The 23,543-nt window shown below is 70.1% G+C and carries 28 protein-coding genes; 10 read left to right on the top strand and 18 right to left on the bottom strand.

From position 1 onward, the window contains the following. Nucleotides 1–4 precede the first annotated feature (4 nt). From fabI to EL288_RS17190, 8 genes are all read right to left on the bottom strand, one after another. The gene (fabI, locus tag EL288_RS17225) at nucleotides 5–778 is read right to left on the bottom strand and encodes an enoyl-ACP reductase FabI (protein WP_003809447.1); all 774 of its coding nucleotides are present in this window, start codon (nucleotides 776–778) and stop codon (nucleotides 5–7) included. Beyond that, complete coding sequence (locus EL288_RS17220) at nucleotides 775–1,965, bottom strand: acetate/propionate family kinase (protein WP_003809449.1); 1,191 nt, start codon at nucleotides 1,963–1,965, stop codon at nucleotides 775–777. Before EL288_RS17220 ends, fabI begins: the two co-directional genes overlap by 4 nt. Before the next feature lie 25 nt (nucleotides 1,966–1,990). Continuing rightward, nucleotides 1,991–2,929, bottom strand: a complete 939-nt coding sequence (locus EL288_RS17215) for a phosphate acetyltransferase (RefSeq protein ID WP_003809454.1) — start codon at nucleotides 2,927–2,929, stop codon at nucleotides 1,991–1,993. Then, nucleotides 2,926–5,259, bottom strand: coding sequence for a DUF3141 domain-containing protein (locus tag EL288_RS17210; protein ID WP_003809456.1), 2,334 nt, complete (start codon nucleotides 5,257–5,259; stop codon nucleotides 2,926–2,928). The genes EL288_RS17215 and EL288_RS17210 overlap by 4 nt, the downstream gene beginning before the upstream one ends. 154 nt (nucleotides 5,260–5,413) lie before the next feature. After that, a complete protein-coding gene (yfcF, locus tag EL288_RS17205; protein ID WP_033447917.1) occupies nucleotides 5,414–6,055 on the bottom strand; it encodes a glutathione transferase in 642 nt (213 codons plus the stop codon). Nucleotides 6,056–6,158: 103 nt separating this feature from the next. After that, the gene (locus tag EL288_RS17200) at nucleotides 6,159–6,488 is read right to left on the bottom strand and encodes a DHCW motif cupin fold protein (RefSeq protein ID WP_003809460.1); all 330 of its coding nucleotides are present in this window, start codon (nucleotides 6,486–6,488) and stop codon (nucleotides 6,159–6,161) included. Nucleotides 6,489–6,519: 31 nt separating this feature from the next. Further along, nucleotides 6,520–7,068, bottom strand: a complete 549-nt coding sequence (locus tag EL288_RS17195) for a DinB family protein (protein WP_003809462.1) — start codon at nucleotides 7,066–7,068, stop codon at nucleotides 6,520–6,522. An 18-nt stretch (nucleotides 7,069–7,086) separates the two neighbouring features. Next, nucleotides 7,087–7,572 carry a GNAT family N-acetyltransferase gene (locus tag EL288_RS17190; protein WP_003809464.1) on the bottom strand — a complete coding sequence of 162 codons (486 nt, stop codon included), beginning with the start codon at nucleotides 7,570–7,572 and terminating at the stop codon, nucleotides 7,087–7,089. Between the two features lie 177 nt (nucleotides 7,573–7,749). On the opposite strand from EL288_RS17190, the gene EL288_RS17185 reads away from it, so the two are divergent. Genes EL288_RS17185 through EL288_RS17170 form a run of 4 tightly spaced genes read left to right on the top strand, consistent with a single transcriptional unit; the run spans nucleotide 7,750 to nucleotide 10,108 of the window. Then, nucleotides 7,750–8,688, top strand: a complete 939-nt coding sequence (locus tag EL288_RS17185; RefSeq protein WP_010930139.1) for a DnaJ C-terminal domain-containing protein — start codon at nucleotides 7,750–7,752, stop codon at nucleotides 8,686–8,688. Between the two features lie 2 nt (nucleotides 8,689–8,690). Further along, complete coding sequence (locus tag EL288_RS17180; protein ID WP_003809467.1) at nucleotides 8,691–9,008, top strand: chaperone modulator CbpM; 318 nt, start codon at nucleotides 8,691–8,693, stop codon at nucleotides 9,006–9,008. Nucleotides 9,009–9,053: 45 nt separating this feature from the next. Then, nucleotides 9,054–9,767, top strand: coding sequence for an AzlC family ABC transporter permease (locus EL288_RS17175; RefSeq protein ID WP_003809469.1), 714 nt, complete (start codon nucleotides 9,054–9,056; stop codon nucleotides 9,765–9,767). Next, nucleotides 9,764–10,108 (top strand): AzlD domain-containing protein, encoded by a 345-nt coding sequence (locus EL288_RS17170; RefSeq protein ID WP_003809472.1) that lies wholly within the window; start codon nucleotides 9,764–9,766, stop codon nucleotides 10,106–10,108. Before EL288_RS17175 ends, EL288_RS17170 begins: the two co-directional genes overlap by 4 nt. 20 nt (nucleotides 10,109–10,128) lie before the next feature. Here the strand turns inward: EL288_RS17170 and EL288_RS17165 are convergent, their stop codons facing one another. Beyond that, nucleotides 10,129–11,604, bottom strand: a complete 1,476-nt coding sequence (locus EL288_RS17165; RefSeq protein WP_003809474.1) for an inorganic phosphate transporter — start codon at nucleotides 11,602–11,604, stop codon at nucleotides 10,129–10,131. 184 nt (nucleotides 11,605–11,788) lie between these two features. Here EL288_RS17165 and mog point away from each other — a divergent pair, with 184 nt between their 5' ends. From mog to EL288_RS17150, 3 genes are read left to right on the top strand one after another with little or no spacing between them, the layout of a single operon-like run. Next, entirely contained in the window at nucleotides 11,789–12,439 is a 651-nt protein-coding gene (mog, locus tag EL288_RS17160; RefSeq protein WP_010926148.1) for a molybdopterin adenylyltransferase, read from the top strand. 53 nt (nucleotides 12,440–12,492) lie between these two features. After that, on the top strand, nucleotides 12,493–12,828 hold the full coding sequence (locus EL288_RS17155) for a hypothetical protein (protein WP_003809479.1): 336 nt from the start codon (nucleotides 12,493–12,495) through the stop codon (nucleotides 12,826–12,828). Further along, nucleotides 12,825–13,685: a M23 family metallopeptidase gene (locus EL288_RS17150; RefSeq protein WP_003809481.1), complete on the top strand. Its 861-nt coding sequence runs from the start codon at nucleotides 12,825–12,827 to the stop codon at nucleotides 13,683–13,685. Before EL288_RS17155 ends, EL288_RS17150 begins: the two co-directional genes overlap by 4 nt. A gap of 16 nt (nucleotides 13,686–13,701) precedes the next feature. On the opposite strand, the gene EL288_RS17145 is transcribed toward EL288_RS17150, so the two are convergent. The 8 genes from EL288_RS17145 to EL288_RS17110 form a co-directional block, all read right to left on the bottom strand. After that, nucleotides 13,702–13,983 carry a hypothetical protein gene (locus tag EL288_RS17145; RefSeq protein ID WP_003809483.1) on the bottom strand — a complete coding sequence of 94 codons (282 nt, stop codon included), beginning with the start codon at nucleotides 13,981–13,983 and terminating at the stop codon, nucleotides 13,702–13,704. Between the two features lie 73 nt (nucleotides 13,984–14,056). Next, complete coding sequence (gene infA / locus EL288_RS17140) at nucleotides 14,057–14,320, bottom strand: translation initiation factor IF-1 (RefSeq protein ID WP_003809486.1); 264 nt, start codon at nucleotides 14,318–14,320, stop codon at nucleotides 14,057–14,059. Between the two features lie 362 nt (nucleotides 14,321–14,682). Beyond that, complete coding sequence (locus tag EL288_RS17135) at nucleotides 14,683–15,087, bottom strand: GFA family protein (protein ID WP_003809487.1); 405 nt, start codon at nucleotides 15,085–15,087, stop codon at nucleotides 14,683–14,685. 73 nt (nucleotides 15,088–15,160) lie between these two features. Next, the gene (locus tag EL288_RS17130) at nucleotides 15,161–16,360 is read right to left on the bottom strand and encodes an NAD-dependent formate dehydrogenase (RefSeq protein WP_003809490.1); all 1,200 of its coding nucleotides are present in this window, start codon (nucleotides 16,358–16,360) and stop codon (nucleotides 15,161–15,163) included. Between the two features lie 33 nt (nucleotides 16,361–16,393). Then, a complete protein-coding gene (locus tag EL288_RS17125) occupies nucleotides 16,394–16,720 on the bottom strand; it encodes an FmdB family zinc ribbon protein (RefSeq protein ID WP_003809492.1) in 327 nt (108 codons plus the stop codon). Between the two features lie 22 nt (nucleotides 16,721–16,742). Then, nucleotides 16,743–17,258: an AmiS/UreI family transporter gene (locus EL288_RS17120; protein WP_003809503.1), complete on the bottom strand. Its 516-nt coding sequence runs from the start codon at nucleotides 17,256–17,258 to the stop codon at nucleotides 16,743–16,745. A 58-nt stretch (nucleotides 17,259–17,316) separates the two neighbouring features. After that, complete coding sequence (gene fmdA / locus EL288_RS17115; RefSeq protein WP_003809505.1) at nucleotides 17,317–18,543, bottom strand: formamidase; 1,227 nt, start codon at nucleotides 18,541–18,543, stop codon at nucleotides 17,317–17,319. A 177-nt stretch (nucleotides 18,544–18,720) separates the two neighbouring features. After that, complete coding sequence (locus tag EL288_RS17110) at nucleotides 18,721–19,851, bottom strand: helix-turn-helix transcriptional regulator (protein ID WP_033459182.1); 1,131 nt, start codon at nucleotides 19,849–19,851, stop codon at nucleotides 18,721–18,723. A gap of 234 nt (nucleotides 19,852–20,085) precedes the next feature. On the opposite strand from EL288_RS17110, the gene EL288_RS17105 reads away from it, so the two are divergent. Next, the gene (locus EL288_RS17105) at nucleotides 20,086–20,628 is read left to right on the top strand and encodes an MOSC domain-containing protein (RefSeq protein ID WP_003809508.1); all 543 of its coding nucleotides are present in this window, start codon (nucleotides 20,086–20,088) and stop codon (nucleotides 20,626–20,628) included. A 175-nt stretch (nucleotides 20,629–20,803) separates the two neighbouring features. Continuing rightward, entirely contained in the window at nucleotides 20,804–21,868 is a 1,065-nt protein-coding gene (gene fba / locus EL288_RS17100; RefSeq protein WP_003809510.1) for a class II fructose-bisphosphate aldolase, read from the top strand. An 85-nt stretch (nucleotides 21,869–21,953) separates the two neighbouring features. On the opposite strand, the gene EL288_RS17095 is transcribed toward fba, so the two are convergent. Beyond that, nucleotides 21,954–22,400 (bottom strand): GFA family protein, encoded by a 447-nt coding sequence (locus EL288_RS17095; RefSeq protein WP_003809511.1) that lies wholly within the window; start codon nucleotides 22,398–22,400, stop codon nucleotides 21,954–21,956. Nucleotides 22,401–22,625: 225 nt separating this feature from the next. Here EL288_RS17095 and EL288_RS17090 point away from each other — a divergent pair, with 225 nt between their 5' ends. After that, nucleotides 22,626–23,507 (top strand): phosphoribosylaminoimidazolesuccinocarboxamide synthase, encoded by an 882-nt coding sequence (locus EL288_RS17090; protein ID WP_003809513.1) that lies wholly within the window; start codon nucleotides 22,626–22,628, stop codon nucleotides 23,505–23,507. Nucleotides 23,508–23,543: the final 36 nt, after the last annotated feature.

The raw sequence follows: 23,543 nt of genomic DNA, 5'->3' as shown, positions 1-23,543 counted from the left end.
GGCCTCAATCGATGATGTGGTAGCCGCCGTCGATGTAGAGGGTCTGGCCGGTGATGCGGCGCGCCGCGTCGGTGGCCAGCCAGGCGGTGGCCTCGCCCACGTCGTCGATGCCGACCAGGCTGCGCGCCGGCGCCTTGGCCTGGGCGCGGTCCAGCAAGGCGTCGAAGCCGGTGATGCCCGAGGCGGCGCGGGTCTTGAGCGGCCCGGGCGAGATGGCGTGCACGCGTATGCCCTGCGGACCCAGTTCGGCCGCCAGGTAGCGGGTGGCCGATTCCAGCGCCGCCTTCACCGGCCCCATCATGTTGTAGTGCTCCACCACCATCTGCGAGCCGTAGTAGGTCATGCAGAACAGGGTGCCGCCTTTGGGCATCAGCGGCTCGGCCAGGTGCGCCATGCGGATGAACGACCAGCACGAGATGTCCATGGCCTGCAGGAAGCCTGCGCGCGAGCAGTCGACCACGCGTCCCTGCAGGTCGTCGCGCGGCGCGTAGGCGATCGAATGCATGACGAAATCCAGGCTGCCCCAGCGCGCGCCGATTTGCTCGAACACGGATTCAAGCTGGCCGTCGACGCGCAGGTCCAGCGGCAGCAGCAGGGCGGCGTCGATGCTGCGCGCAAGCGGCTCGACGTGGACGCGCGCCTTGTCGTTCAGGTAGGTCACGGCCAGTTCGGCGCCCAGCGCGCGGAAGGCGCGCGCGCAACCCCAGGCTATCGAGTCCTGGTTGGCGATGCCGGTGACCAGCCCGCGCCGGCCCTGCAGGGGGGCGGCGGCGTTCATGCCTGCCCCTGCCGCACCAGCGCCAGCGTGTGCTGGGCGATGATCAGTTCTTCGTTGGTGCGCACCACGTAGACGCCGATGGCGCTGTCGTCGCTGGAAATGCGCGGGCCGTGGCGGGCATTGCGCGCCTGGTCCAGCCGCACGCCCAGCCATTCCCAGTGGCGGGCGATCGCCGCGCGCACCGGCGCGGCGTTTTCGCCGATGCCGGCGGTGAACACGATGGCGTCGATGCCGTTCATGGCGCAGCCCAGGCCGGCGATGCCCTCGGCCACGCGCCAGGCGAAGTAGTCCAGCGCCAGCCGGGCCGCCGGCGCGTCGCTGGCCAGCAGCTCGCGCACGTCGTTGCCGATGCCCGACAGCCCCTTCAGCCCGCAGTCGTGATAGAGCAGATGCTCGATGTCGTCGTGGCTCATGCCGCGCTCCATCATCCACAGCACCACGCCCGGGTCGAGGCGGCCGGGCCGGGTGCCCATCGGCAGGCCCTCGAGCGCGGTAAAGCCCATGGTGCTGTCGACGCTGCGGCCATCGACCATGGCGCAGGCCGAAACGCCGTTGCCCAGGTGGGCGGCCACGATCTTGCCGCCGGCGATCTCGGGCAGCGCGCGCCGCAGGCGCTGCGCGATGTACTCGTACGACAGGCCGTGGAAACCGTAGCGCCGCACGCCTTCCTGGTACAGGTGCTCGGGCAGCGCGTAGCGGTCGGCCAGCGGCGAGTGGGTGCGGTGGAAGGCCGTGTCGAAGCAGGCCACTTGCGGGATGTTCGGCCGGCGCTCGCGGATCACGCGGATGGGCGCAAGGTTGTTGGGCTGGTGCAGCGGCGCCAGCGGGGTGAGATCGTCCAGCTGCGCCAGCACGTCGTCGTCGACCAGCACCGGCGCATCGTACTGGGTGCCGCCATGCACCACGCGGTGGCCGATGGCGCAGGGCGCGCCGCCCAGGTGGCCGCTGAGCCAGGTGCCCAGCACTTCCTGGGCGCCCGGCACGTCGGCCGCGTGCGTGGGCGCCACGTCGCGCTCGAGCAGGGTGTGGCCGTCCTGGGCGCGGATGCGCAGGTGCGGGCGCGACCCGCCGATGCCGTCGAGCTGGCCGCCCAGGGTGGGCCGCAGCTCGTCGCCCTCGGCGATCTCGTACAGGTAGAACTTGAGGCTGGAGCTGCCGGCGTTGATGACGAGAAGGTTGTCGCTCATGGTCGCGTACTCCGTCGGCGTCGCGTCAGGCCAAGGGGGTGGCGCGCGCCAGGTGGTGGGCGTAGAGGGTGGCCACCGCGCACGAGGCCAGGCGGGTCTGGGCGCTGTCGGCGCGGCTGGTCAGGACGATGGGCACGCGCGCGCCGAGCACGATGCCGGCGGCCTGGGCGTTGGCCAGGAAGCTGAGGTTCTTGGCCAGCATGTTGCCGGCTTCCAGGTCGGGCACCACCAGGACCTGCGCGCGGCCGGCCACCGGCGAGACGATGCCCTTGACCTGCGCGGCCTCGGGGCTGATGGCGTTGTCCAGCGCCAGCGGGCCGTCCAGTATGCCGCCCTGGATCTGGCCGCGGTCGGCCATCTTGCACAGCGCGGCCGCCTCCAGCGTGCTGGGAATGCTGGGCATGACCTGTTCGACCGCCGACAGGATGGCCACGCGCGGCTCGCCCAGCCCCAGGCCGAGATGCAGCGCGATCGCGTTGCGCACGATGTCGGCCTTGGTTTCCAGGTCGGGGAAGATGTTGATGGCCGCATCGGTGATGAACAGCGGCTCGGGATAGGTGGGCACGTCCATGATGAACACATGGCTGATGCGGCGCTCGGTGCGCAGCCCGGTGTCGCGCGCCACGACCTCGTGCATCAGCTCGTCGGTATGCAGGCTGCCCTTCATCAGCAGGCTGGCCTGCCCGCCGCGCACCAGCTGGACCGCGGCGGCGGCCGCGGCGTGGCTGTGCGGCGCATCGACGATGGCGGCCCCGCCCAGGTCCAGGCCGCAGCGCTCGGCCACGTCGCGGATCTTCTGCTGCGGCCCCACCAGGATGGGCGTGAGCAGGCCCAGTTGCATGGCCTGCAGCGCGGCGCCCAGCGAGGTTTCGTCGCAGGGATGGGCCACCGCGCAAGGCAGCGCGGGCAGGGTGCGCGCGTGCGCGATCAGGCGCTCGTAGTGGTTGTGGCGCGTCGCGCTCATGCCGTGCGCCCCTTGCGCGGGGCGGCGGCGGCCTTGCGGCCGGCCGGCCTGGCGGCCGTCTTGCCTGCCGCCGTCTTGCGCGCGGCGGCCTTGCGCGCGGGCGCGGGCGCGTCGGCGCGCTTGACGGCGCGCCGCTCGGCGCCCTGGAACAGGCGCTTCATTTCGTCCAGGCTCGCGCGCGCCCGGTCGCTCAGCGGGCCGGCGGCCTCCAGCACGTGGGTGATCCCGTGCAGGGTGGCGCGGATGTCGGCGGCGCTGGCGTTCTCCAGCAGCTTGGGGATGGCGCGGATGGCCGCCGGCCCGTCCAGCTGCATCATCAGCGCCTGGTCGCGCGTGGCGTCCTTGAAGGCCTGCAGCGACAGCTTGGCGTCGGTGTCGGCGCGCATCTTGCGGATCATGGCGAAGCTGCGCTCGTCGACGCCGCCCTCGGCGCCGCTGACATACAGCAGCATGCGCAGGCCGGCTTCGCGCAGTCCGCCCTGGTCGATCTGCGCGCGCAGCTCGGCCGCGCGCGCGGCCATGAAGTCGCGGTGCTCGGGCGAAACGCCCGGATGCCTGCGCGGCGGCCCGTCCTTGGCGCCCAGGCCGGCCCAGTCCTGCACCAGCGGCGAACCATAGGTGGCCATGAAGATCCGCTCGCAGGCCGAGTCGCGCAGGTCGCGCCAGATGTCCAGGCCCGCCACGATGGCGTCGGACGCCATCTTCTGCAACGCCCAGAACGGGTTGTCCGGCGCGGCCGGCTGGCGCTGTTCGCGGACCTGCTCGGCCAGTTGCGCGACGGGCGCCACCCAGGGGTTGCGGTCGGAAATCAGCTCGTAGGGCAGGCGCAGCGGGTGCATGCGCTGCATCCACTCGGCCGATTGCGGCGTGACGGCGGCCCGCACCCACGGTTGCACGAAGCTGCGGTACAGGCCGAGATTGATGTCGGAAATGCGGGCCACCGCCGCGAAGCGCTGGTCGTCCTCCTCGTTGCGCTCGACGATCGCGCGCACGTCGTCCAGGCGGCGGCGCTCGAACGACAGCACGTAGTCGCCGTAGGCCAGGTCGGCATTGGGCGTGTCGGGCGTCTTGTCGGCGATCTCGGCCTGGTAAATGCCGGGCGGCAGCACGTCGATGACGTCGATGTTGGCGGTGAACTCCTGGTGCTCCTTGCGCGCCACCGCGCCGGAGACGAAGATGCCCAGGTGGCCGATGCTCTCATGCACCGCGTAGACGATGGTCTGGTTGTGCGCCACCACTTCGCGGTCGTCCTGGTACAGGTCGGTGATCCAGCCCAGCGCCTGCGGCGGCGGCGTGATGTTGTCGCCCTTGGAGCAGAACACGATGATGGGCGAGCGGATGTTGCGCAGGTCGATGCGGATGCCGTCGGAGGTGACCAGCCCGGCGGTGGCCAGGCGGTTGCCGACGAACAGGTTGTCGACGATGTACTGGATCTCGGGGCCGTTGAGGAACACGTGCCCGCCCCACCATTTCTCGAACTCCAGGTAGCGCGGCGCTTCGGTATCGACCTTGGCGTAGAGGTTGTACTGCTTGCTCCACAGCGTGTTGGCGGGGTTGAGGTTCTCGAAATTCTGCACCAGCCAGGCGCCGTCGAACTTGCCGTTGCCCAGGTCGCTGGTCATCTGGGTCAGCCAGCTGCCGCCCAGCAGCCCGCCCGAGTAGCGCATGGGGTTCATGTCGCGCCAGCCGGCCCAGTACGACAGCGGCGCGCCGGCCACGATGATGGGGCCGAACAGCTCGGGCCGCATCGCGGCCGTCATCATGATCTGCCAGCCGGCCTGGCAGTTGCCGACCACCACCGGGCGGCCTTCGGCCTGCGGATGCAGGGCGATGATTTCCTCCAGGAAGCGCGCCTCGGCGCGCATCACGTCCTCGACCGTCTGGGTGTCGGTCGGGTGCGGCAGGAAGGTGGCGAAGTAGCAGGGATGGCCGGCGCGCACCGCCACGCCGATTTCGCTTTCGGGCTTGAAGCCGCCGATGCCGGGGCCGTGCCCGGCGCGCGGGTCGACCACCAGGAAGGGGCGCTTCTGCGGGTCGACCGGCGCGTCCGCGGGCGGGACGATGCGCAGCAGCGCGTAGTTGACGGGGCGTTCGAACTTGCGCCCGTCGAGCACCAGCTCGGACTTCATGCTCAGCACATTGGGGGCGCGCTTGGCCATGTGCGTCAGGTACTGGTTGCCGCGCTGGCGCATCACGTCGGTGTACAGGATGCCGCGCTGCCAGGCGTCGAGCGTGTATTGGTACGCGCTGGTCCAGAGATTGGCGGCGGGATGCGCGGCCGGGGCGGGGGAGCGGTCGGGGGCGGTGCGATCGGCGGCGGGTGCGGCCATGGCGATCTCCATTGCGATGCGGCGGCCGGCCTGGTCGGGCCGTGGCGGCCGGCTCCCGTGTGGGGAGCGGATTCGGGGACCCTTGTGGGTTTACCCTATTACACCGCAAACGATGTTGCGGTGCAACATTCGTGTGGCCGGCGCGCCGCCCCCTTCAGCCGCGCGCCGCTTCGTAATGGCGCAGCCATGCCTGCACCGAGGCGCGCTGCCATTGGGCCGCCGCGTAGTCGCGCAGCGGCGCGGGCAGGTCGTCGCCGCTATGGGCCAGGCGGTTGAGCGCCAGCGCCAGTTCGGTGTCGACGATGCTCCAGGCCCCGAACAGGTGCGCCTGGCCGGGCGGCAGCAGCGCCTCGGCCACGCGGATCAGCTTGGCGGCGTCGCAGTGCGCGGCGTCGTCCAGCGGCGTGGTGGCCGGGGCATCGAAGACGGAGTCGATCGGGCGCGCCCGCCGCAGCGCCGCCAGGTCGGTGCGCAGCCAGGCCTGCACCTGGCGGGCGCGGGCGCGCGCCTGGGCGCCGGCCGGATACAGCGCGGGATGCGCCGGCGGCGCGAAGGCGTCTTCCAGGTATTCCTGGATGGCGCTGGACTCGGTGAGATGGAAGCCGGCATGCGCCAGGGCCGGCACCCGGGCGGTCAGGGCGCGGCTCTGGTAGGGCTGCATGCGCTGCTCGCCGGCAGCCAGGTCCACCAGGCGGACTTCGAACTCCAGCTGTTTTTCGGCCAGGGCGACATGGGCCGACATGGCGTAGGGGCTGCGAAAACGGGCGTCGACGTACAGGGTCAGGGGGGCGGGCAACGGCGGGCTCCTGGGACGGCAGGCCCCGCGCGTGCCGCGGCGGCCGATCGGTACAGCGTAGCGCAAACCGGGCCGTCCTGCCCGCCGGCGTGGCGCGCGGGAGTCAGTCGACGATGAACAGCCGCGCGCCGCCGCGGGTCGAGGAGCGGTGCGCCTCGGCCTGGTCGGCGACCTGGTAGCTCATGCCCGGGGTCAGCACGAAGGTGCGGCCGTCTTCCAGTTCGGTGTGCAATTCGCCTTCCAGGCAGAACAGGATATGGCCCTTGCTGCACCAGTGGTCGGCCAGGTAGCCGGGCGTGTATTCGACCACGCGCACCCGGATATCGCCGAACTGGCGGGTGCGCCACAGCGCCTTGCCGGATTCGCCCGGATGTTCGGTCTCGGGCACGGTCGACCAGTCGGTGGTGCCGAAGGGGATGTCGTGCATTTTCATGGGCGGTAAGTCCTTTGCGATGAGAGGGGATTCAGGCCGGGGCATCGCCGGACGCGGGTACGCGCAACACGAGGTCGGTGGCGCCCATGTCGATGCCGGCTTGCGACAGCAGGGTGGTGGCCTGGCCGCGGTGGTGGGTCTGGTGGTTGAAGAAATGCAGGACCAGGCCGCCGAACGGGCGCCGCGCGGCTTCGCCGGCCAGGCTGGTGTACGCCAGTTCGCAGGCCAGGTCGTCCGGGCGCAATTGCGCGGCCCAGTCGACGATGCACCGGTCCAGCCAGGCGCGGTGCGCGGCCAGCGGCCCCAGCGCCGGGTAGAGGACCTCGTCCAGCCGCGCCGGGGTGGGCAGCGCCAGCACGGGCTGCAGGGCGGCCGGGCGCGCGGGGTGCGCGGCGAAGCGTTGCAGCCAGACGCGGTCGCCCACCGCCACGTGGTTGAGCGTGCCCAGTAGCGAGCCGAAGTAGGCGCCGCGCTCGCGGGCCAGCTCGTCCGGCGGCAATTGCGCGGCACAGGCATACAGGCGCTGGTTCATCCACTGGTTGTAGTCGGCGAGCAACTGCAGGTCGGCGGGGGTGGGCATGCGGGCTCCGGAGGGTGTTCAGGCGCTCAGCTTCTTCTGCCAGAACATGGCGCGGCCGGTGTCGGCCGCCAGTTCGTAGCCGGCGTAGCCGAGGCGGCGGTACAGCGCCTGGGCGCGCGTGTTGCCTTCCAGTACCTCCAGTGTCACCTTGCAGCAGCCCAGCCGCGCCGCCAGGGCTTCGAGCGCCTCCAGCAGGCGCGTGCCCACGCCCTGGCCGCGGAAGCGTTCGGCCACCGCCAGGTCGTGCAGGTTGAGCAGGGGGCGGCAGGCAAAGGTGGAAAAGCCTTCGATGCAGATGGCCAGCCCGGCCGGCTCGCCGTCCTGCCAGGCCAGCAGCGCGCGGGCATGGGGCCGGCGCGCCAGCTCGGCCACCAGGTTGGCGCGCGCATGGGCCGACAGCGGTTCGCCGCCGCCCATGGGGCCGCGGGCGTACTCGTCGAGCAGGGCGATGATGGCCCGGGCATGGGCGGCGTCGTTGAAATCGGCTTCGATGATTTCCAGCAAGGTGTGTCCTGTAGGGATGCGTGAACGCGGCGCGCAGCGCGCAAACGATCATTATGCCGCGCCCATCCGGGGCCTTTGCGCCGGCGCATTGAAAAAACGGGTGCCAGCGCCTATCTTTAACCTATTCGACCGGCCGCGACGCGTACCCGGCCGCCCCATCCCCTACGAGGCCGGAATATGGAGTTCAAGGACTACTACAAGATTCTCGGCGTACAGAGCGACGCCCCCGAAGACGAGATCCGGCGCGCCTATCGCAAGCTGGCGCGCAAATACCATCCTGACGTCAGCAAGGAAAGCGACGCGGAAACGCGCATGCGCGACGTCAACGAAGCCTACGACGTGCTGGGCAACCAGGAAAAGCGGCAGGCCTACGACAACCTGGCCGCCGGCGTGGCGCCCGACGGCGGATTCCAGCCGCCGCCAGGCTGGGACCAGGGCTTCGAGTTCCACTACGCGCGCGATGGCGAGGGCGACCAGCAGTTCAGCGATTTCTTCTCGTCGCTGTTCGGCGGCCAGGCGCGCCGCCGCGCCGCGCAGCAGGATTTCCGCGCGCGCGGCGAAGACCACCACGCCGCCATCGAGGTCGATCTCGAAGACGCGCTGCGCGGCGCCACGCGCGACATCAGCCTGCGTTCCATGCAGCCCGACGAGCACGGCCAGCCGCAGGTGCGCACGCGCACGCTGAGCGTGCGCATCCCGGCCGGCGTGCGCGAGGGCCAGTACATCCGCCTGGCCGGGCAGGGCATGCCCGGCTACGGCGGCGCCGAGAACGGCGACCTGTACCTGGAGGTGCGCTTCAAGCCGCATCCGCGCTACCGCGCCGAGGGCCGCGATCTCTACATGAACCTGCCGGTGGCGCCCTGGGAGGCGGCGCTGGGCGCGCAGGTCGAGGCCCCCACGCCGGGCGGCGCGGTCGAGGTCGCGGTGCCGCCCGGCTCGCGCAATGGCCGCAAGCTGCGGCTGCGCGGCCGCGGCATTCCGGGCGACCCGCCCGGCGATCTGTACCTGGTGCTGGACCTGGTGCTGCCGCCGGCCGATTCCGAGGCCGCGCGCGAGGCGTACCGCAAGATGGCGCAAGACCTGGCGTTCGATCCGCGCCGCAATTTGGGAGTCTGAAGATGAGCAAAATCGTGGTGACCCAGGCGACCGTGATCGGCAAGACGCGCGCATTGAGCGCCGAGGAACTGGCCCATGCCTGCGACGCGGAAGTCGAGTGGGTGGCGCGCCTGGTCGAGGTCGGCATCGTGCCGGCGCGTGGCCGCCAGCCTGCCGAATGGCGCTTCTACAGTCTGGACCTGCGGCGCGCCCGCGAGGCGCGCCGCCTGGAGCGCGACATGGGCGCCGGGCTGGATGCCGCCGCGCTGATCCTCGACCTGTGCCAGGAAGTGCGCCAGTTGAAGGCGCGGCTGCGCGCGCTGGGCGAGCCGCCGGCATAGGCCTGCGTACAATCGTCAATCCGTCACTCTCTTGCTACCCATGCCATGCGCAGCAAGCCCATTGACGCGCCCGGCCCGCCGGGCGCGCCCGTTTCCGCCGGCCTGAAGGCCTGCGTCCCCGTCATGATCGGCTACTTCCCGGTGGCCGTGGCCTTCGGCATTGCGGGGCTGGCCGCCGGCCTGCAGCCCTTGCAGGTCATCCTGATTTCGGTGTTCGTCTACGCGGGCGCCAGCCAGTTCCTGCTGCTGGCCTCGATCAAGGCCGGCACGCCCTGGCTGTGGGTCGTGGCGCTGTGCTCGCTGCTCAATGCGCGCCACCTGCTGTACGGCCCCTTGCTGGCGCGTTTCCTGCCCGAGTCCCTGCGCGAGCGGCTGAGGATCGCCTTCCTGCTGACCGACGAGGTGTTCGCCACGGCCTTCAACCGCATCGGCGCGGTCGAACCGGCCAGCCGCGGGCGCTGGATCACCGCGCTGGGCCTGGGCGCCTGGGCGACCTGGATCGCCGGCACCGCGGTCGGCGTCTATGCGGGCGAAGGGCTGGAGCGCCATTACCCGGTGCTGTCGCAGGTCATGCGTTTTGCGCTGCCGGCGCTGTTCCTGGCGCTGGTGTGCCAGAGCATGCAGCCCGGCATGCGGCGGCCGGTGCTGGCCGCGCTGGCGGTGGGCGGCGCGCTGGCGGCGGCCGGCCAGACCACGCTGGCCATCCTGGCCGGGGCCGCCGCGGGCTGCCTGTGCCATCGTCCGGAGCGGCGCGCATGACAGGCGAGAGCATCGGTTTCTGGGCGGCGGTGGCCGCCATGGCGGTGATCACTTATCTCACGCGCGCGCTGCCGTTCATGCTGTCGACGCGCAGCCGCCTGTTGCGGCGCCTGTCGGAAGAGGGTTCGGCGCTCGCGGCGCTGGGGCCGTCGCTGCTGGCCGGCATCGCCGCGGCGGTGATCGTGCCCGACCTGGTCGGCGCGCAGGCCGTGGACGGGCGCGGCGCCTACATAGGCGGCCTGGTGGTCACCGCCGTGGCCGCCCGGCTGGTGGGCAACAGCGGCGCGGCGGTGATCCTGGGACTGGCCGGTTACGGCCTGCTGCTGGCGCTGGGCCTGTAGGCGGCCCGGGCGCGCGCCGCCTACGCGGCGAGCAGCGTGCCCACCCAGAACAGGCCGGCCGACAGCAGCATCGAGGCCGGCAGCGTCAGCACCCAGGCCATCAGGATGGTGCGCACGGTGCCGCCCTGCAGGCCGCTGTTGTTGGCGACCATGGTGCCGGCCACGCCGGACGACAGCACGTGGGTGGTCGAGACCGGCAGGCTGAACACATTGGCCAGGCCGATGGCGCCGACCGCGGTGACCTGGGCCGCCATGCCCTGGGCGTAGGTCATGCCCTGCTTGCCGATTTTCTCGCCCACGGTCAGCACCACGCGGCGCCAGCCCACCATGGTGCCGATGCCCAGCGCCAGCGCCACCGCCACGATGACCCACAGCGGCGCGTATTCGGTGGTGGCGGTGAGATCGCCGCGCAATCGCTGCAGGTCGGCGCGCTCGCGCGCCGGCAGGCCTTCCAGCCGCGCGACCTTCTTGGCCGTGTCGTCCAGGCACAGCAGGTAGCGCCGCACATCGATGCGCTTGTCGGCCGAGAGGTCGGCGTAGTTGGTCACGCCGCGCAGGTCGTCCTGCAGGGCGGCGATGGTGGGCATGGTCAGCTTGGGATCGCAGCGGAACGTCTTGGGCAGGTCGGCGCCGTTGCCGCCGCGCGACAGGGCCAGGAACTCGCCCAGCGTGGCTTCGTTGCGGTGGTAGAACGCGCTCAGGTGGCTGGCGGCATCGCGGGTGCGGTCGATCTGGTAGGTGGTGCTGTTGACGTCGAGCACGAACTTGGCGGGCACGATGCCGATCAACACCAGCATGATCAGCCCGATGCCTTTCTGGCCGTCGTTGGAGCCGTGCACGAAGCTGACGCCCATGGCCGACAGGACCAGCACCAGGCGGTTCCAGAAGGGCGGGTGCTTCTTGGCGTCGATGGCGCGGCGCTGCTCGGGCGTCTTGTGCATTTTCGACAGCGGCAGCCAGCGCTTGAGCAGCAGCAGGATGCCGCCGGCCACCATGAAGCCGGCCACCGGCGAGACCACCAGCGACAGGCCGATATCGATCGCCTTGCCCCAGTTCACGCCTTCGGCCAGCGAGATGTCGGTCAGCAGGGCATTGGCCATGCCCACGCCCAGGATGGAGCCGATCAGGGTGTGCGAGCTGGAGGCCGGGATGCCGAAATACCAGGTGCCCAGGTTCCAGGCGATGGCCGCCGACAGCATGGCGAAGACCATGGCCAGGCCGCGCCCGGTATCGACGTTGATCAGCAGTTCGACCGGCAGCAGGTGCACGATGGCGTAGGCCACGCCCACCCCGCCCAGCAGCACGCCGAGGAAGTTGAAGATGCCGGAGAGAATGACGGCCAGGTGCGGCGGCATGGCCTTGGTGTAGATGACCGTGGCCACCGCGTTGGCGGTGTCGTGAAAGCCATTGATGAATTCGAAGGCGAGAACGAATGTCAACGCCAGGACGAGGCTGAGACCTACCCAGAGGTCTAGGCCGGAGAAAAGGTGGAGCATGGGAGCCAGGAGAGGGGTGTCGTGTGGCGGAATTATTGCAGATTTGTGACCCGCCCCGGGCGCGCCGCGCGGCGCGTTAGAATGCCGCGAGAGATCCTCCGGCGCGGCCGTCCCGGGGCCGGCCTGCGGCGGCCCGGCCCGCGCGGCCCGTTCCGTTCCCCCGCCGCCGCCCGCGATGCCCGCCATGTCCACGCCTACCTCCCCTTCGGCCCCGCTTGTCCGCCGCCATCCCGACGAACTGCTCATCGGCCTGGTGTCGATTTCCGATCGCGCTTCCACCGGTGTCTACCAGGACCAGGGCCTGCCGTCGCTGCGCGACTGGCTGGGCACGGCCCTGACTTCGCCCTGGCAGGCCGTCGAGCGCCTGATCCCCGACGAACCCGCCGCCATTTCGGCCGCGCTGGTCGACCTGGTGGACGGCTGCGGCTGCGACCTGGTGCTGACCACCGGCGGCACCGGCCCGGCGCGGCGCGACTGCACGCCGGAAGCGACCCTGGCCGTGGCCACCAAGGAGATGCCCGGGTTCGGCGAGCAGATGCGCCAGATCAGCCTGCGCTTCGTGCCCACCGCCATCCTGTCGCGCCAGGTGGCGGTGATCCGCGAGACGGCCGGTCATGCCGCGCTGATCATCAATCTGCCCGGCCAGCCCAAGGCGATCCGCGAAACGCTGGAAGGCTTGAAGGACGCCGACGGCGCCGTGCTGGCGGCGGGCGTGTTCGCCGCCGTGCCCTATTGCATCGACCTGATCGGCGGGCCGTACGCCGAAACCGATCCGGCCGTGATCAAGGCGTTCCGGCCCAAGTCGGCGCTGCGCCAGCCCGCCGCCCGGCAATGAGGCGTGCGCTATAGTGGGCGCGCCGTTTTTCAGATTTTCAGGAAGAAGCCTCGATGAAAGCCCGTTTTGCACTGCTGGCCCTGGGCCTGGCGCTGGCCGGTTGCGCCAATGTGAAGGATATCCGTGACCGCGAGCCGGCCTTCTACGGCTCGCCCCAGCGTTCCGCCCAGGAGTACGCGGCCTGCGTCAGCGCGGCCTGGAAGGGGCTGGGCGTGCCGGTCGAGCAGCGCGAGATCCGCAACGGCTATGAGCTGGTGTCGCGCGGCAGCCTGGGCGTGGATGCGGTGCTGACCACCACCACCTGGCAGGGCAAGACCGACGCAAGCCTGTCGACCCGCCTGCCGCAAAGCGGCCAGCAGCTGGTCGACGCCGCCAACCTGTGCCTGTGAGCGCGGCCGCCCGCCTGTGGCGCGGCGCCTGGCTGGCGCTGGCCCTGCTGGCCGCCCAGGGCGCGCAGGCACAGGGCTACATCAGCCGCAAGCTGAGCGCGCCGGTGCCCGGCGGGGTGGCCGTGGTGGACCTGGGGCAGGCCGCCCAGGCGCCGGAGGTCACGTACCGCGGCCGTCCCGTCATGGTGCTGCGCGAAGCCGACGGCCCGTGGATCGCCGTGGTCGGCATTCCGCTGGCGGCCAGGCCCGGCAGCGAGGCGATCTCGGTGCGCAGCCCCGGCGGCGCGGCCCGCAGCATCGCGTTCGACATCGGCGCCAAGACGTACACGGCCCAGCACATCAAGCTGAAGAACCAGCGCCAGGTCACGCCCAATCCGGACGACCTCAAGCGCATCGAGCGCGAGCTGGCCGAGCAGACGCAGGCCTATCGCATCTTCCGGGCCGGCGTCACGCCCAGCAACGTGCTGCTGGACCGGCCGGTGCCGGGCCGGCTGTCCAGCCCGTTCGGCCTGCGGCGCTTTTTCAACGGCCAGGAGCGCAACCCGCATTCCGGGCTGGATTTCGCCGCCGCCGCGGGCACGCCGATCAAGGCGCCGGCGGCCGGGCGCGTCGTGCTGGTGGGCGATTACTTCTTCAACGGCAAGACGGTGTTCGTCGACCACGGGCAGGGCTTCATCAGCATGTTCTGCCACATGTCGGAGATCGACGTGAAGGTGGGCGACGAGGTGCCGCGCGGCGGGGTGGTGGGCAAGGTGGGCGCCACCGGGCGCGCCACGGGGCCGCATCTGCACTGGAACATCAGCCTGAACGACGCGCGCGTCGATCCGGCCATCTTCATCGGGGCGTTCAAGCCCTAGGCGCGGGCAGGGCCGCTCAGGCGGTCTGCTCCAGCTCGGCCAGCAACTGGCGGTGCAGGCGTTCGGCGTATTGCAGTTCGTGGATGGCCTGCTGGTGCAATTGCTGCTGCTCGTCCAGGCAGTTGTCGTACTTGACCTGGGCCTGGGCGTAGGTGAGGCCGGTGTTGCGCAGGCTGTTGATGAACGCCTCGCGCGAGCGGCGCAGCAGGCGCAGGCCGTCCTCGCCGAGGCCGAACGCGCGCCGGGCGCTGTTCAGCCGGTCGGCGGCTTCTCGCAGGGTTTCATGCTTGTCCGTCATGGCGCCATTTTTTCATGTCTGGCGCTTCGCTGCACGACGGCAGGCGGGCCGGTATGCAACGGCCCGCGGGAAATCAGCGGCGGTGCTGCGGCGGACGGCTGGGCGGGCCCGAGCGCTCGTCCTTGTGGCGGAAGTTGATACGGCCCTTGGTCAGGTCGTAGGGGGACATTTCCAGCGTCACGCGGTCGCCGGCCAGGATGCGGATGCGGTGCTTGCGCATGCGGCCCGACGCGTAGGCGCCGACTTCGATGCCGTTGTCCAGCTTGACGCGATAGCGGCTGTCGGGCAGCACTTCGTCCACGATGCCATTCAGTTCGATCAGTTCTTCTTTCGCCATCAGGTACTCCTCGTCAAAGGCGGGCGCCGGGGGGCGCCATATGCGTAAGGCCCCCGCGCGGGCGGCGCAGGCCGGTCCGACTGGCACGGGTACGGGCCACGAGAAGCCCCGGCAGGGGCACGATAGGCAGGTACTCACGCCGCTAGGGCTGTGTGCGCTCGGGGGCGCGGCTTGGTCGCAGCGATACGGGTGTCGCCGGAAGAAGCGGACGGGCGACGCCCCTGTCGGGAGGACAGGCTGGGCACCCAGGAAAGCCGGCGAAAACGATCTGCGCCAAGGCAAATCCGACGGCTTTTGCGGAAAAATCAATCACTTATTGTAGCGCGGTTGTCAAATAATGACCAGCCCCCGCGCAGCGTTATTCAGTGCCCGGGGCGGCCCTCGGGATGCCGCGGGAGGTCATCGGTGATGTCGTGCCACGGCGCCTTGTGGGCGACGTAGACGTGGCAGGCCGCCTTGACGCCGGGGTCGTCGTCCAGCGCGCCCAGGGGCAGCGCGTAGACATCGGGCGTCTGGTCGAAGCGGCTGAGCAGCGGGGTGCCGCAGGCGCTGCAGAAACCGCGGTAGCTGCCCGGCGAGGAACTGTACCAGGTGATGTCGCCTTCGCCACGGACAAAGGCGAAATGCTCGGCCCGCACCGTGGCACGCGTGCGGAACGCGGCGCCATGGGCCTTGCGGCACATGGCGCAATGGCAATTGACCACATCGGCCAGCGGGCCGTCGACGGTGTAGGCCACCCGGCCGCACAGGCAGGAACCGTTGAGCATGATCGCAGTCTCGGAAAGACGGATATTCCCAATATACCCGTTGCCCGGCGGTCCGGCGCGGCGTCCGATGGGGTTATGGATGGAACCGGGCGGCGTCCTCGGAGCCGGCGGTGGTGTCGCCCGGCGTGTAGGCATGCGCGCCCGCGCCGGCCAGCCGGCCCTGGTCGACGATCAGGTATTCGGTGCGGATCGCCCGGCCGTCCAGCCAGCATTCGAGAATTTCGCGGGTGCCGGCGGCGTAGCGGGCCTGCGCCGGCAGCGAGCTGCCCGAGATATGTGGGGTCATGCCATGGTGCGGCATGCTGCGCCAGGGATGGTCACGAGGGGCCGGTTGCGGGAACCACACGTCGCCCGCGTAGCCGGCCAACTGGCCGCTGGCCAGGGCCTGGACCACCGCGTCGCGATCGCAGATCTTGCCGCGCGCGGTGTTGATGAGATAGGCGCCGCGCTTCATGCGCGCCAGCATGGCGGCGTCGAACAGGTGCTCGGTGCCCGGGTGCAGCGGGCAATGCAGGGAGATCACGTCGCACGCGCCGGCCAGCGCGGCCGCGTCGGGATGGTACCGGGCGCCCAGTTCCTGTTCGGTGGCGGCCGGCAACCGGTGCTGGTCGGTGTAGTGCAGCCCCACGTCGAATGGCTTGAGCCGCCGCAGCACCGCGCTGCCGATGCGGCCCGCGCCCACCACGCCCACCTGCATGCCTTCCAGGTCATACGAGCGCGCCACGCAATCGGCGATGTTCCAGCCGCCGTCGAGCACGCATTGGTACGAGGGCAGGTAATTGCGCACCAGCGCCAGGACCATCATCACCACATGCTCGGAGACGCTGATGCTGTTGCTGTAGGTCACCTCGGCGACGGTCAGGCCATGTTGCGCGGCGGCCTGCAGGTCGACGTGGTCCGAGCCTATGCCGGCCGTGATGGCCAGCTTCAGGCGCGGGGCCTTGGCGATGCGCGCCGCGGTCAGGTAGGCTGGCCAGAACGGCTGCGAGATCACCACGTCGGCGTCGGGCAGTTCGCGCTCGAACACGCTGCCCGGGCCGTCCTTGTCCGCAGTCACCACCAGGGTGTGGCCGCGCGCCTGCAGGAAAGGGCGCAGGCCCAGTTCGCCCGACACGCAGCCCAGCAGATGGCCCGGCGTGAAGTCGAGCGCCAACGGCGTGGGCAGCGTGGCGCCGCCGGGGTAGCGCGCGATTGCCGGCAGGCTGTCGCGCGCATAGGTGGCCGGCATGCCGCCGACCGGGTCGTCGTACAGGACGCAAAGTATCTTGGCCATGTTTGCTGCTCCAGGCCGCGGCGCGGGCGGCGTTCAGTGATGGCCGACCATGGACCGGTGCGGCGAGACCACCCACGGACCCGGGCCCAGCCCGGCCGGCACCGGCGCGTGGCCATGCCCGTGTCCGTGGTCGTGCCCTGGCGCCGGGCGGCTGGCCACCGTCGGCTCGTGCGCGCTTTTCTCGTTGCGCGCATGCGCCTGGCGCACGGCCGGATTCATGTCGGCCAGGAACGGCGCGGTGACCGCCTTGGGCGCGTGCTCGCCGCATTGCGGGCAGGCCAGCGGCCCGCCGGCCTCGCGCAGGGCGCGCCAGGCGCGAAACGGGCCGCATTGCGGGCATGCGTAGTCGTACAGGGGCATGGCGGATCTCCTCGATAGGGTGTCAGGCCAGCATGCCGTTGAGCAGCAGGAAGCCGGGAATCCATCCGGTCACGATGCCCTCGAGCACGGTCAGGATGCCGGTGGCGCGGGCAATGGGCCGCTTCTTGACCAGCAGCAGGAAGAACATGAACCACAGCACCGCCCAGGCCACCCAGTTCAGGCCCAGCCAGTATCCCCACAGCGTGGTGGCGCCGGCCAGCGTCTGCAGCGCCACCGGTACGGCGGTGAGCGCCACGAACAGGCTGTACCAGCCCAGTCCGCGGCCGTCCGCGCCGTTGTAGCGGTTCAGCGCCACCCAGATATACGTGAAGGTGAACAGCAGCGTCAGCGCGGCGGCGCGTACCGACAGCGGCGTGGCGTCCTCGCCGAAGGCCAGGCGCAGCGACACCAGCAAGGTCAGGGCGCCCGAGAAAATATTGATGATCCAGATCTCCTTGTCGCCGATCTTCTCGAGCAGCCACAGGCCGTTGAGGAACAGCACCGCGCCGACATACAGTAGTGTCAATCCGAGCAACATGAAGGGCTCCTTCGCGCGCGCCGCGGCAGGGCCGCGCGCGCGCCGTGCGTCATGCGCCTCAGCTGGTGACGGCGACCTTGGCCTTGCCCACCTTGGCCGACGGGCCTGCCGCGTTGGGCCGGATGTCGAAATCGAAGATCTCGGTCGGAATGGCCAGCGTGCAGCATGCGTTGGGGATGTCGACGATGCCGCTGATGCGGCCTTCGACCGGGGCCGTGCCCAGGATGATGTAGGCCTGCTCGCCGGTGTAGCCGAACTTCTTCAGGTATTCGATGGCGTTCAGGCAGGCGCGCCGGTACGCCACGTGGGCGTCCAGGTAGTACTGCTCGCCGGTATGCTCGTCGACCGAGATGCCCTCGAACACGAGGTATTCGGCGAAGTGCGGCTCGATCGGGCTGGGCTTGAATATCGGGTTGACGATGCCGTACTTGTTGATGCCGTCCTTGATCAGGTCGACCCGTATATCGAGAAAGCCCGCCATTTCGATGGCGCCGCAGAACGTGATCTCGCCGTCGCCTTGCGACCAGTGGATGTCGCCCATCGACAGGCCGCCGCCCTTGACGTACACCGGGAAGTACACGCGCGAGCCGCGCGACAGGTTCTTGATGTCGCAGTTGCCGCCGTGTTCGCGCGGCGGCACCGTGCGCCACGCCTCGGCGCCGGCCTTGCGGGCGGCCTCGCCGTTCATCTGGCCCATCAGCGCGGTGTCGGCATAGGGCGGCGCCAGCAGCGGCGGCACGCGGTTCGGGTCGGTCGCCAGCAGCGCCGCCTCGCGCTTGTTGGCGCGCTCCAGCAACGCCCGGTCGGGCAGGCAGCCGATCAGCCCCGGATGGATGATGCCCGGCCAGCGCACGTTGGGCACGTGGCGCGAGGTGGTGTAGATGCCATGGAAGTCCCAGCACGCCTTGCGCGCGTCGGGGAAGTGCTCGCACAGGAAGCCGCCGCCGTTCTCGCGCGCGAAAATGCCGGTAAAGCCCCAGGCCGACTCCGGCAGCGCGCCGACATCCAGCAGGTCGACCACCAGCAGGTCGCCCGGCTCGGCGCCCTTGACCCCGAACGGCCCGCTCAGGTAGTGCACGCGCGTGAGGTCGACGTCGCGCACGTCGTTGGCGCTGTCGTCGTTGCTGATCTGCCCGCCGGTCCAGTCGTAGCATTCGACGCGGAACTCGTCGCCCGGATTGAACCATTCGACCATGGGAATATCCGGGTGCCAGCGGTTGTGGGTCTTGGTCGCCTGGTCTTCCGGCGCCTTGTTGAATTCGACATGAAATGCGGTTTGTGCCATGGCCTTGTCTCCTGGTGGTCGCCCGCGGACGGGCGCGGCCGGCGCGTGCATCGTGGCCGGTTTCCTGCCATGTTAGGGACACGCCGGGCAGGGCACAGCCTTTGCGCGAGGGAATTACAGATCGCCTGAGCGAGGCAGCGGCGCTCCCCTGCCTGGGTGAGGCGCGCGTCCCCGGTTTCAGTAGTCGGCGCGCTCGCGCAGGCTCATCAGCTCGGCCTGGCGGTGGGTGTTGGTCTTGCGGAAGATCTGCTTGAGATGGCTGCGCACGGTGTGCTCGGAGATGTGCAGCGAGCGCGCCACCCGCGCCGGGGTCATGCCTTGCAGGATCAGGGCGCTGACCTTTTCCTCGGCCGGACTGAGCGCGAAATGATCGGCGAACCGGCGCATGGCCTGGCGGGCGTCCTGGCCTGGATCGCTGATCAGCAGGCCGACCAGGGCGCCGGCCTGGCCGCCCTGGGCATTGGTGTCCTGGCCGAGTGCGCACAAGGTCAGCTGGATGGGGGCGGCGCCATCGGCCTCGTCCAGCGCCAGGCTGGCGCGGCCAGGCTTGCCGGCCTGCGCGGCCTCGGCCATACGGCGGATGCGGTCGCGTAGCGCCTTTTGCAGCGCGGCATCGCGGGTGGCCAGCCGGCCATCGACCAGCCGCAGTTGCGCCGGCAGGGCGTCCGCCGCGATTTCGCCGTGCAGCACGGCGCCATCGCGATCCAGCACCAGCACCGGCGGCAGGTAGGCCTGGACGATGCGCGCGAGCAGGCCGGCCAGCCGGACCTGCGCGGCGCAGCGCGTGCGCACCTCGAATACCGTCATCAGGTGCGGCATCAGCGTGCGCAGGCGCGCGCGGTCGGCGCTGTCGAACGGCATCTGCTCCTTGCGGCGATGCAGGACCAGATACCAGACATGGTTGCGCTGGCGCGCCAGCACCCCGCACAGGCGATGGAACAGGCCGTGCGGCCGCAGGATCTCGCGGTAGAAATCCGTCTGCAGGAAGTCCTCGGGCGCGATCAGTTCCGGGCTGTCCAGGATGCGCCCGGGCAGGTAGGGCGCCTTGGACAGGAACCAGGGGTTGAGCGGGCGGCCCTGGTCGTAGATGGCCTGCAGCGGGCCATCGGCCGGCGCCTGGTAGAGAATGCGGCCGGCGCCGGCATCGAAATCGTAGTGGGCCAGGGCGGCGGCGCGCGTGGCGAAGCGGCGGCACAGCGCCGCCAGCACTTGCTGCCATTGCGTGTCATCGTTCAAGGTGCCGTAGAGCACGTGCAGCAGCCGGTCTTCGGTTTGCGCGGCGGCCGCGGCGGCTGGTTTGGCGTCCATCGCTGTCCTCGGCGGCAAGGTCGGGGGCATGGTTGCCTGGGCGCCTCGCCGGGCGGCGGGCGCGACGCGAAATAGTCGCAATATTGTGAGCGTGGGCGATTCCGCTGTCCCATTCATTTTCTCTATGCGGCGCCGCACAGCGGGGGGATGGTATCCGGCCCGGTCGGCCGCGCAAGCGGCTACCATGTGGGGGCGGCGCACCGGCCGTTGCGTTCATCCGTACGAGGGGGCCCCATGACAGCCATCGTGACCGCCGTGTGCAGCAGCCCCGGCCATACGTTCAGCAAGCCCGTGCGCGAGGCCATCACCCTGGTGGCCGGCCTGGGCGTGGCGGGCGACGCGCACCAGGGCGTGACGGTGCGGCACCGTTCCCGCGTGCGCGCCGATCCCGGCCAGCCCAATCTGCGGCAGGTGCACCTGATCCATGGCGAGCTGCACGACGCGCTGCAGCAGGCCGGTTTCAACGTCGCCGAGGGCACCCTGGGCGAGAACATCACCACGCGCGGCATCGACCTGCTGGACCTGCCGCGCGACAGCCTGTTGTACCTGGGCGGCCAGGCCATCGTGCGCATCACCGGCCTGCGCAATCCGTGCGCCCAATTGGACCGCTACCAGCGCGGCCTGATGGCCGCCGTGCTGGAGCGCGACGCCGCCGGCGGGCTGGTGCGCAAGGCCGGCATCATGGCGGTGGTGGAGGCCGGCGGCGACGTGCGCGCCGGCGACCCGATCGAAATCGTCCTGCCGCCGCCGCCGCATTATCGGCTCGGCTGCGTCTAGGGCCCGCGGGAACGGGACCGGCGCCGCGTTGCGCGCTGATTGCGAAGGGATGTAACGGTCTTCCGGGGGAAGCCGGCGCAGGCGTTGCAAGACCTTTCTTTCAATCCCCCGTAAAATCATGTGGTTCAGCAGGCTTTAACCAATCCATCAATAAAGTACCTCAGGAGGTCTCCCCATGGCCCTAGTTTCCATGCGCCAATTGCTCGACCACGCCGCCGAGCACGGCTACGGCATTCCCGCTTTCAACGTCAACAACCTGGAGCAGGTCCAGGCCATCATGGAAGCCGCCGCCGAGACCGACAGCCCGGTGATCATGCAGGCCTCGGCCGGCGCCCGCAAATACGCCGGCGAAGGCTTCCTGAAATACCTCATCCAGGCCGCCGTCGAGTCGTACCCCCACATTCCGGTCGTCATGCACCAGGACCACGGCCAGTCGCCCGCGGTGTGCCAGGGCGCCATCGACCTGGGCTTTTCCAGCGTGATGATGGACGGCTCGCTGAAAGAAGACGGCAAGACCATTGCCGACTACGACTACAACGTCGACGTCACCAAGAAAGTGGTGGACATGGCCCACAAGCTGGGCGTGACGGTCGAAGGCGAACTGGGCTGCCTGGGCTCGCTGGAAACCATGCAGGGCGACAAGGAAGACGGCCACGGCGCCGACGGCAAGCTGACCATGGAACAGCTGCTGACCGACCCCGAGCAGGCCGCCGATTTCGTGCGCCGCACCCAGCTCGACGCGCTGGCCATCGCCATCGGCACCAGCCACGGCGCCTACAAGTTCACCCGCAAGCCCACCGGCGACATCCTGTCGATCGCGCGCATCAAGGAAATCCACGCCCGCCTGCCCAACACCCACCTGGTGATGCACGGCAGCTCCAGCGTGCCGCAGGACCTGCTGGCCGAGATCCGCGAATTCGGCGGCGACATGAAGGAAACCTACGGCGTGCCGGTCGAGGAAATCCAGGAAGCCATCAAGTTCGGCGTGCGCAAGATCAACATCGATACCGACATCCGCCTGGCCATGACCGGCGCGATCCGCCGCTTCTTCGCCGAGAACCCGAGCAAGTTCGATCCGCGCGAATACCTCAAGCCGGCCCGTGCCGCCGCCAAGGCGATCTGCGTGCAGCGCTACACGCAGTTCGGCACCGCCGGCAACGCCAGCAAGATCAAGCCGCTGCCGCTGGCCGACATGGCGCAGCAATACGCCGCCGGCAAGCTGGCCCAGGTTGTGCAGTAAGGCGGCGACCGGCGCGGCGCCCGGCGCCGCCCGCCCGCATGAAAAAACCGGACGCTCGCGCGTCCGGTTTTTTCATGGCCTCGCGCTATGACGGCGCATTGCCCGCGAAGTGCGGGTGGGCGGTGTCGATGGCGTGCCAGGGCGGCGCCGAGGCGGTCCAGACCGTGAGCTGGTTGGCAAAGCGCGCCGGTTCGTCCAGCGCGCCGGCCCGCACCACGGTGTAGCCGGCGTCTTCGGTATGGCCGAACAGCGGCGTGCCGCAGTCGGCGCAGAAGCTGCGCATGACCCGGCGTCCCGCCGCGCTGCGGTAATGGTACTCGCGCGGGGCGCCCCGTTCGAGGCGCAGCGCGCCGGCCGGCAGCAGCAGGGCATGCGCCGGCGCGCCGCCGCTCAGGTACTGGCATTCGCGGCAATGACAGGTGGCGGCGGCCAGCAGCGGGCCGGTGGCGCGGAAACGCACTGCCTGGCACAGGCAGCCGCCGGTATAGGTATGGATGTCGGCCGGCGTGCCGGCGGCGGGGGCAGGGCTCATGGGATCGGACTCTCCGTTTGGCAGGGATGCCCCGAGGCTACCTGTCCCGGCCGTTTGCGTCGAGGGCGGCCGGACAGGGCGGGGCCATTTGCAGTAACCTAACGCCTGCGCGTGCCGCGCCCGCGGCCCTGGCTGCCTCGCGAGCCGCCGCGGCACGCCCGTCATCGACGCTTCCTGCCCAGCCTCGCGCGGGCGGGAAGTTTTATTTTTGCCATAGGCCATCCCGTGACTTCCGCTTTGCATGAATCCAGCATCAAGTCCCTGCCGCTCCTGGGGCGCGGCAAGGTGCGCGATATGTACGCCGTGGGCGACGACAAGCTGCTGATCGTGGCGTCCGACCGCATTTCGGCGTTCGACGTCATCCTCGATGATCCCATCCCCGGCAAGGGCCAGGTGCTCACCGAGCTGACCGACTTCTGGCTGCGCAAGCTGGCCCATATCCTGCCCAACCACTCCACCGGCATCCAGCCCGAGGACGTGGTGGCGCCTGACGAGGTCGACCAGGTGCGCGGCCGCGCCGTGGTGGTCAAGCGCCTCAAGCCCATCCTGGTCGAGGCGGTGGCGCGCGGCTACCTGATCGGCTCGGGCTGGAAGGACTACCAGGCCAGCGGCTCGGTGTGCGGCATCGCGCTGCCCGCCGGCCTGCAGCAGGCCAGCCAATTGCCCGAGCCGATTTTCACGCCGGCGGCCAAGGCCGAGTTCGGGATGCACGACGAGAACGTCGACTTCGCCCATGTGGTCAAGGAAGTCGGCCAGGAAATGGCCGAGCGCATCCGCGACGTGACGCTGCGCCTGTACGGCGAGGCGGCGCGCTTTGCCGCCACCAAGGGCATCATCATTGCCGACACCAAGTTCGAATTCGGGCTGGACGACAACGGTACGCTGCACCTGATGGACGAAGTGCTCACGCCCGACTCGTCGCGCTTCTGGCCGGCCGACGGCTACCGGGTGGGCATCAGCCCGCCTTCGTTCGACAAGCAGTTCGTGCGCGACTGGCTGGAAACCCAGCCCTGGGACAAGACCCCGCCCGCGCCGCGCCTGCCGCGCGACGTGCTGGAAAAGACCGCCGCCAAGTACCGCGAAGCGCTCGACCGCCTGCTCGCCTGAGCCCTGCCGGCGCCGTCCAGGCCCGCCGCCCTTCGG

Origin of the sequence: Bordetella bronchiseptica, from assembly GCF_900636925.1 — a bacterium.
Classification (GTDB): domain Bacteria; phylum Pseudomonadota; class Gammaproteobacteria; order Burkholderiales; family Burkholderiaceae_B; genus Bordetella; species Bordetella pertussis.
This window is presented reverse-complemented; position numbering and strand designations above follow the sequence as displayed.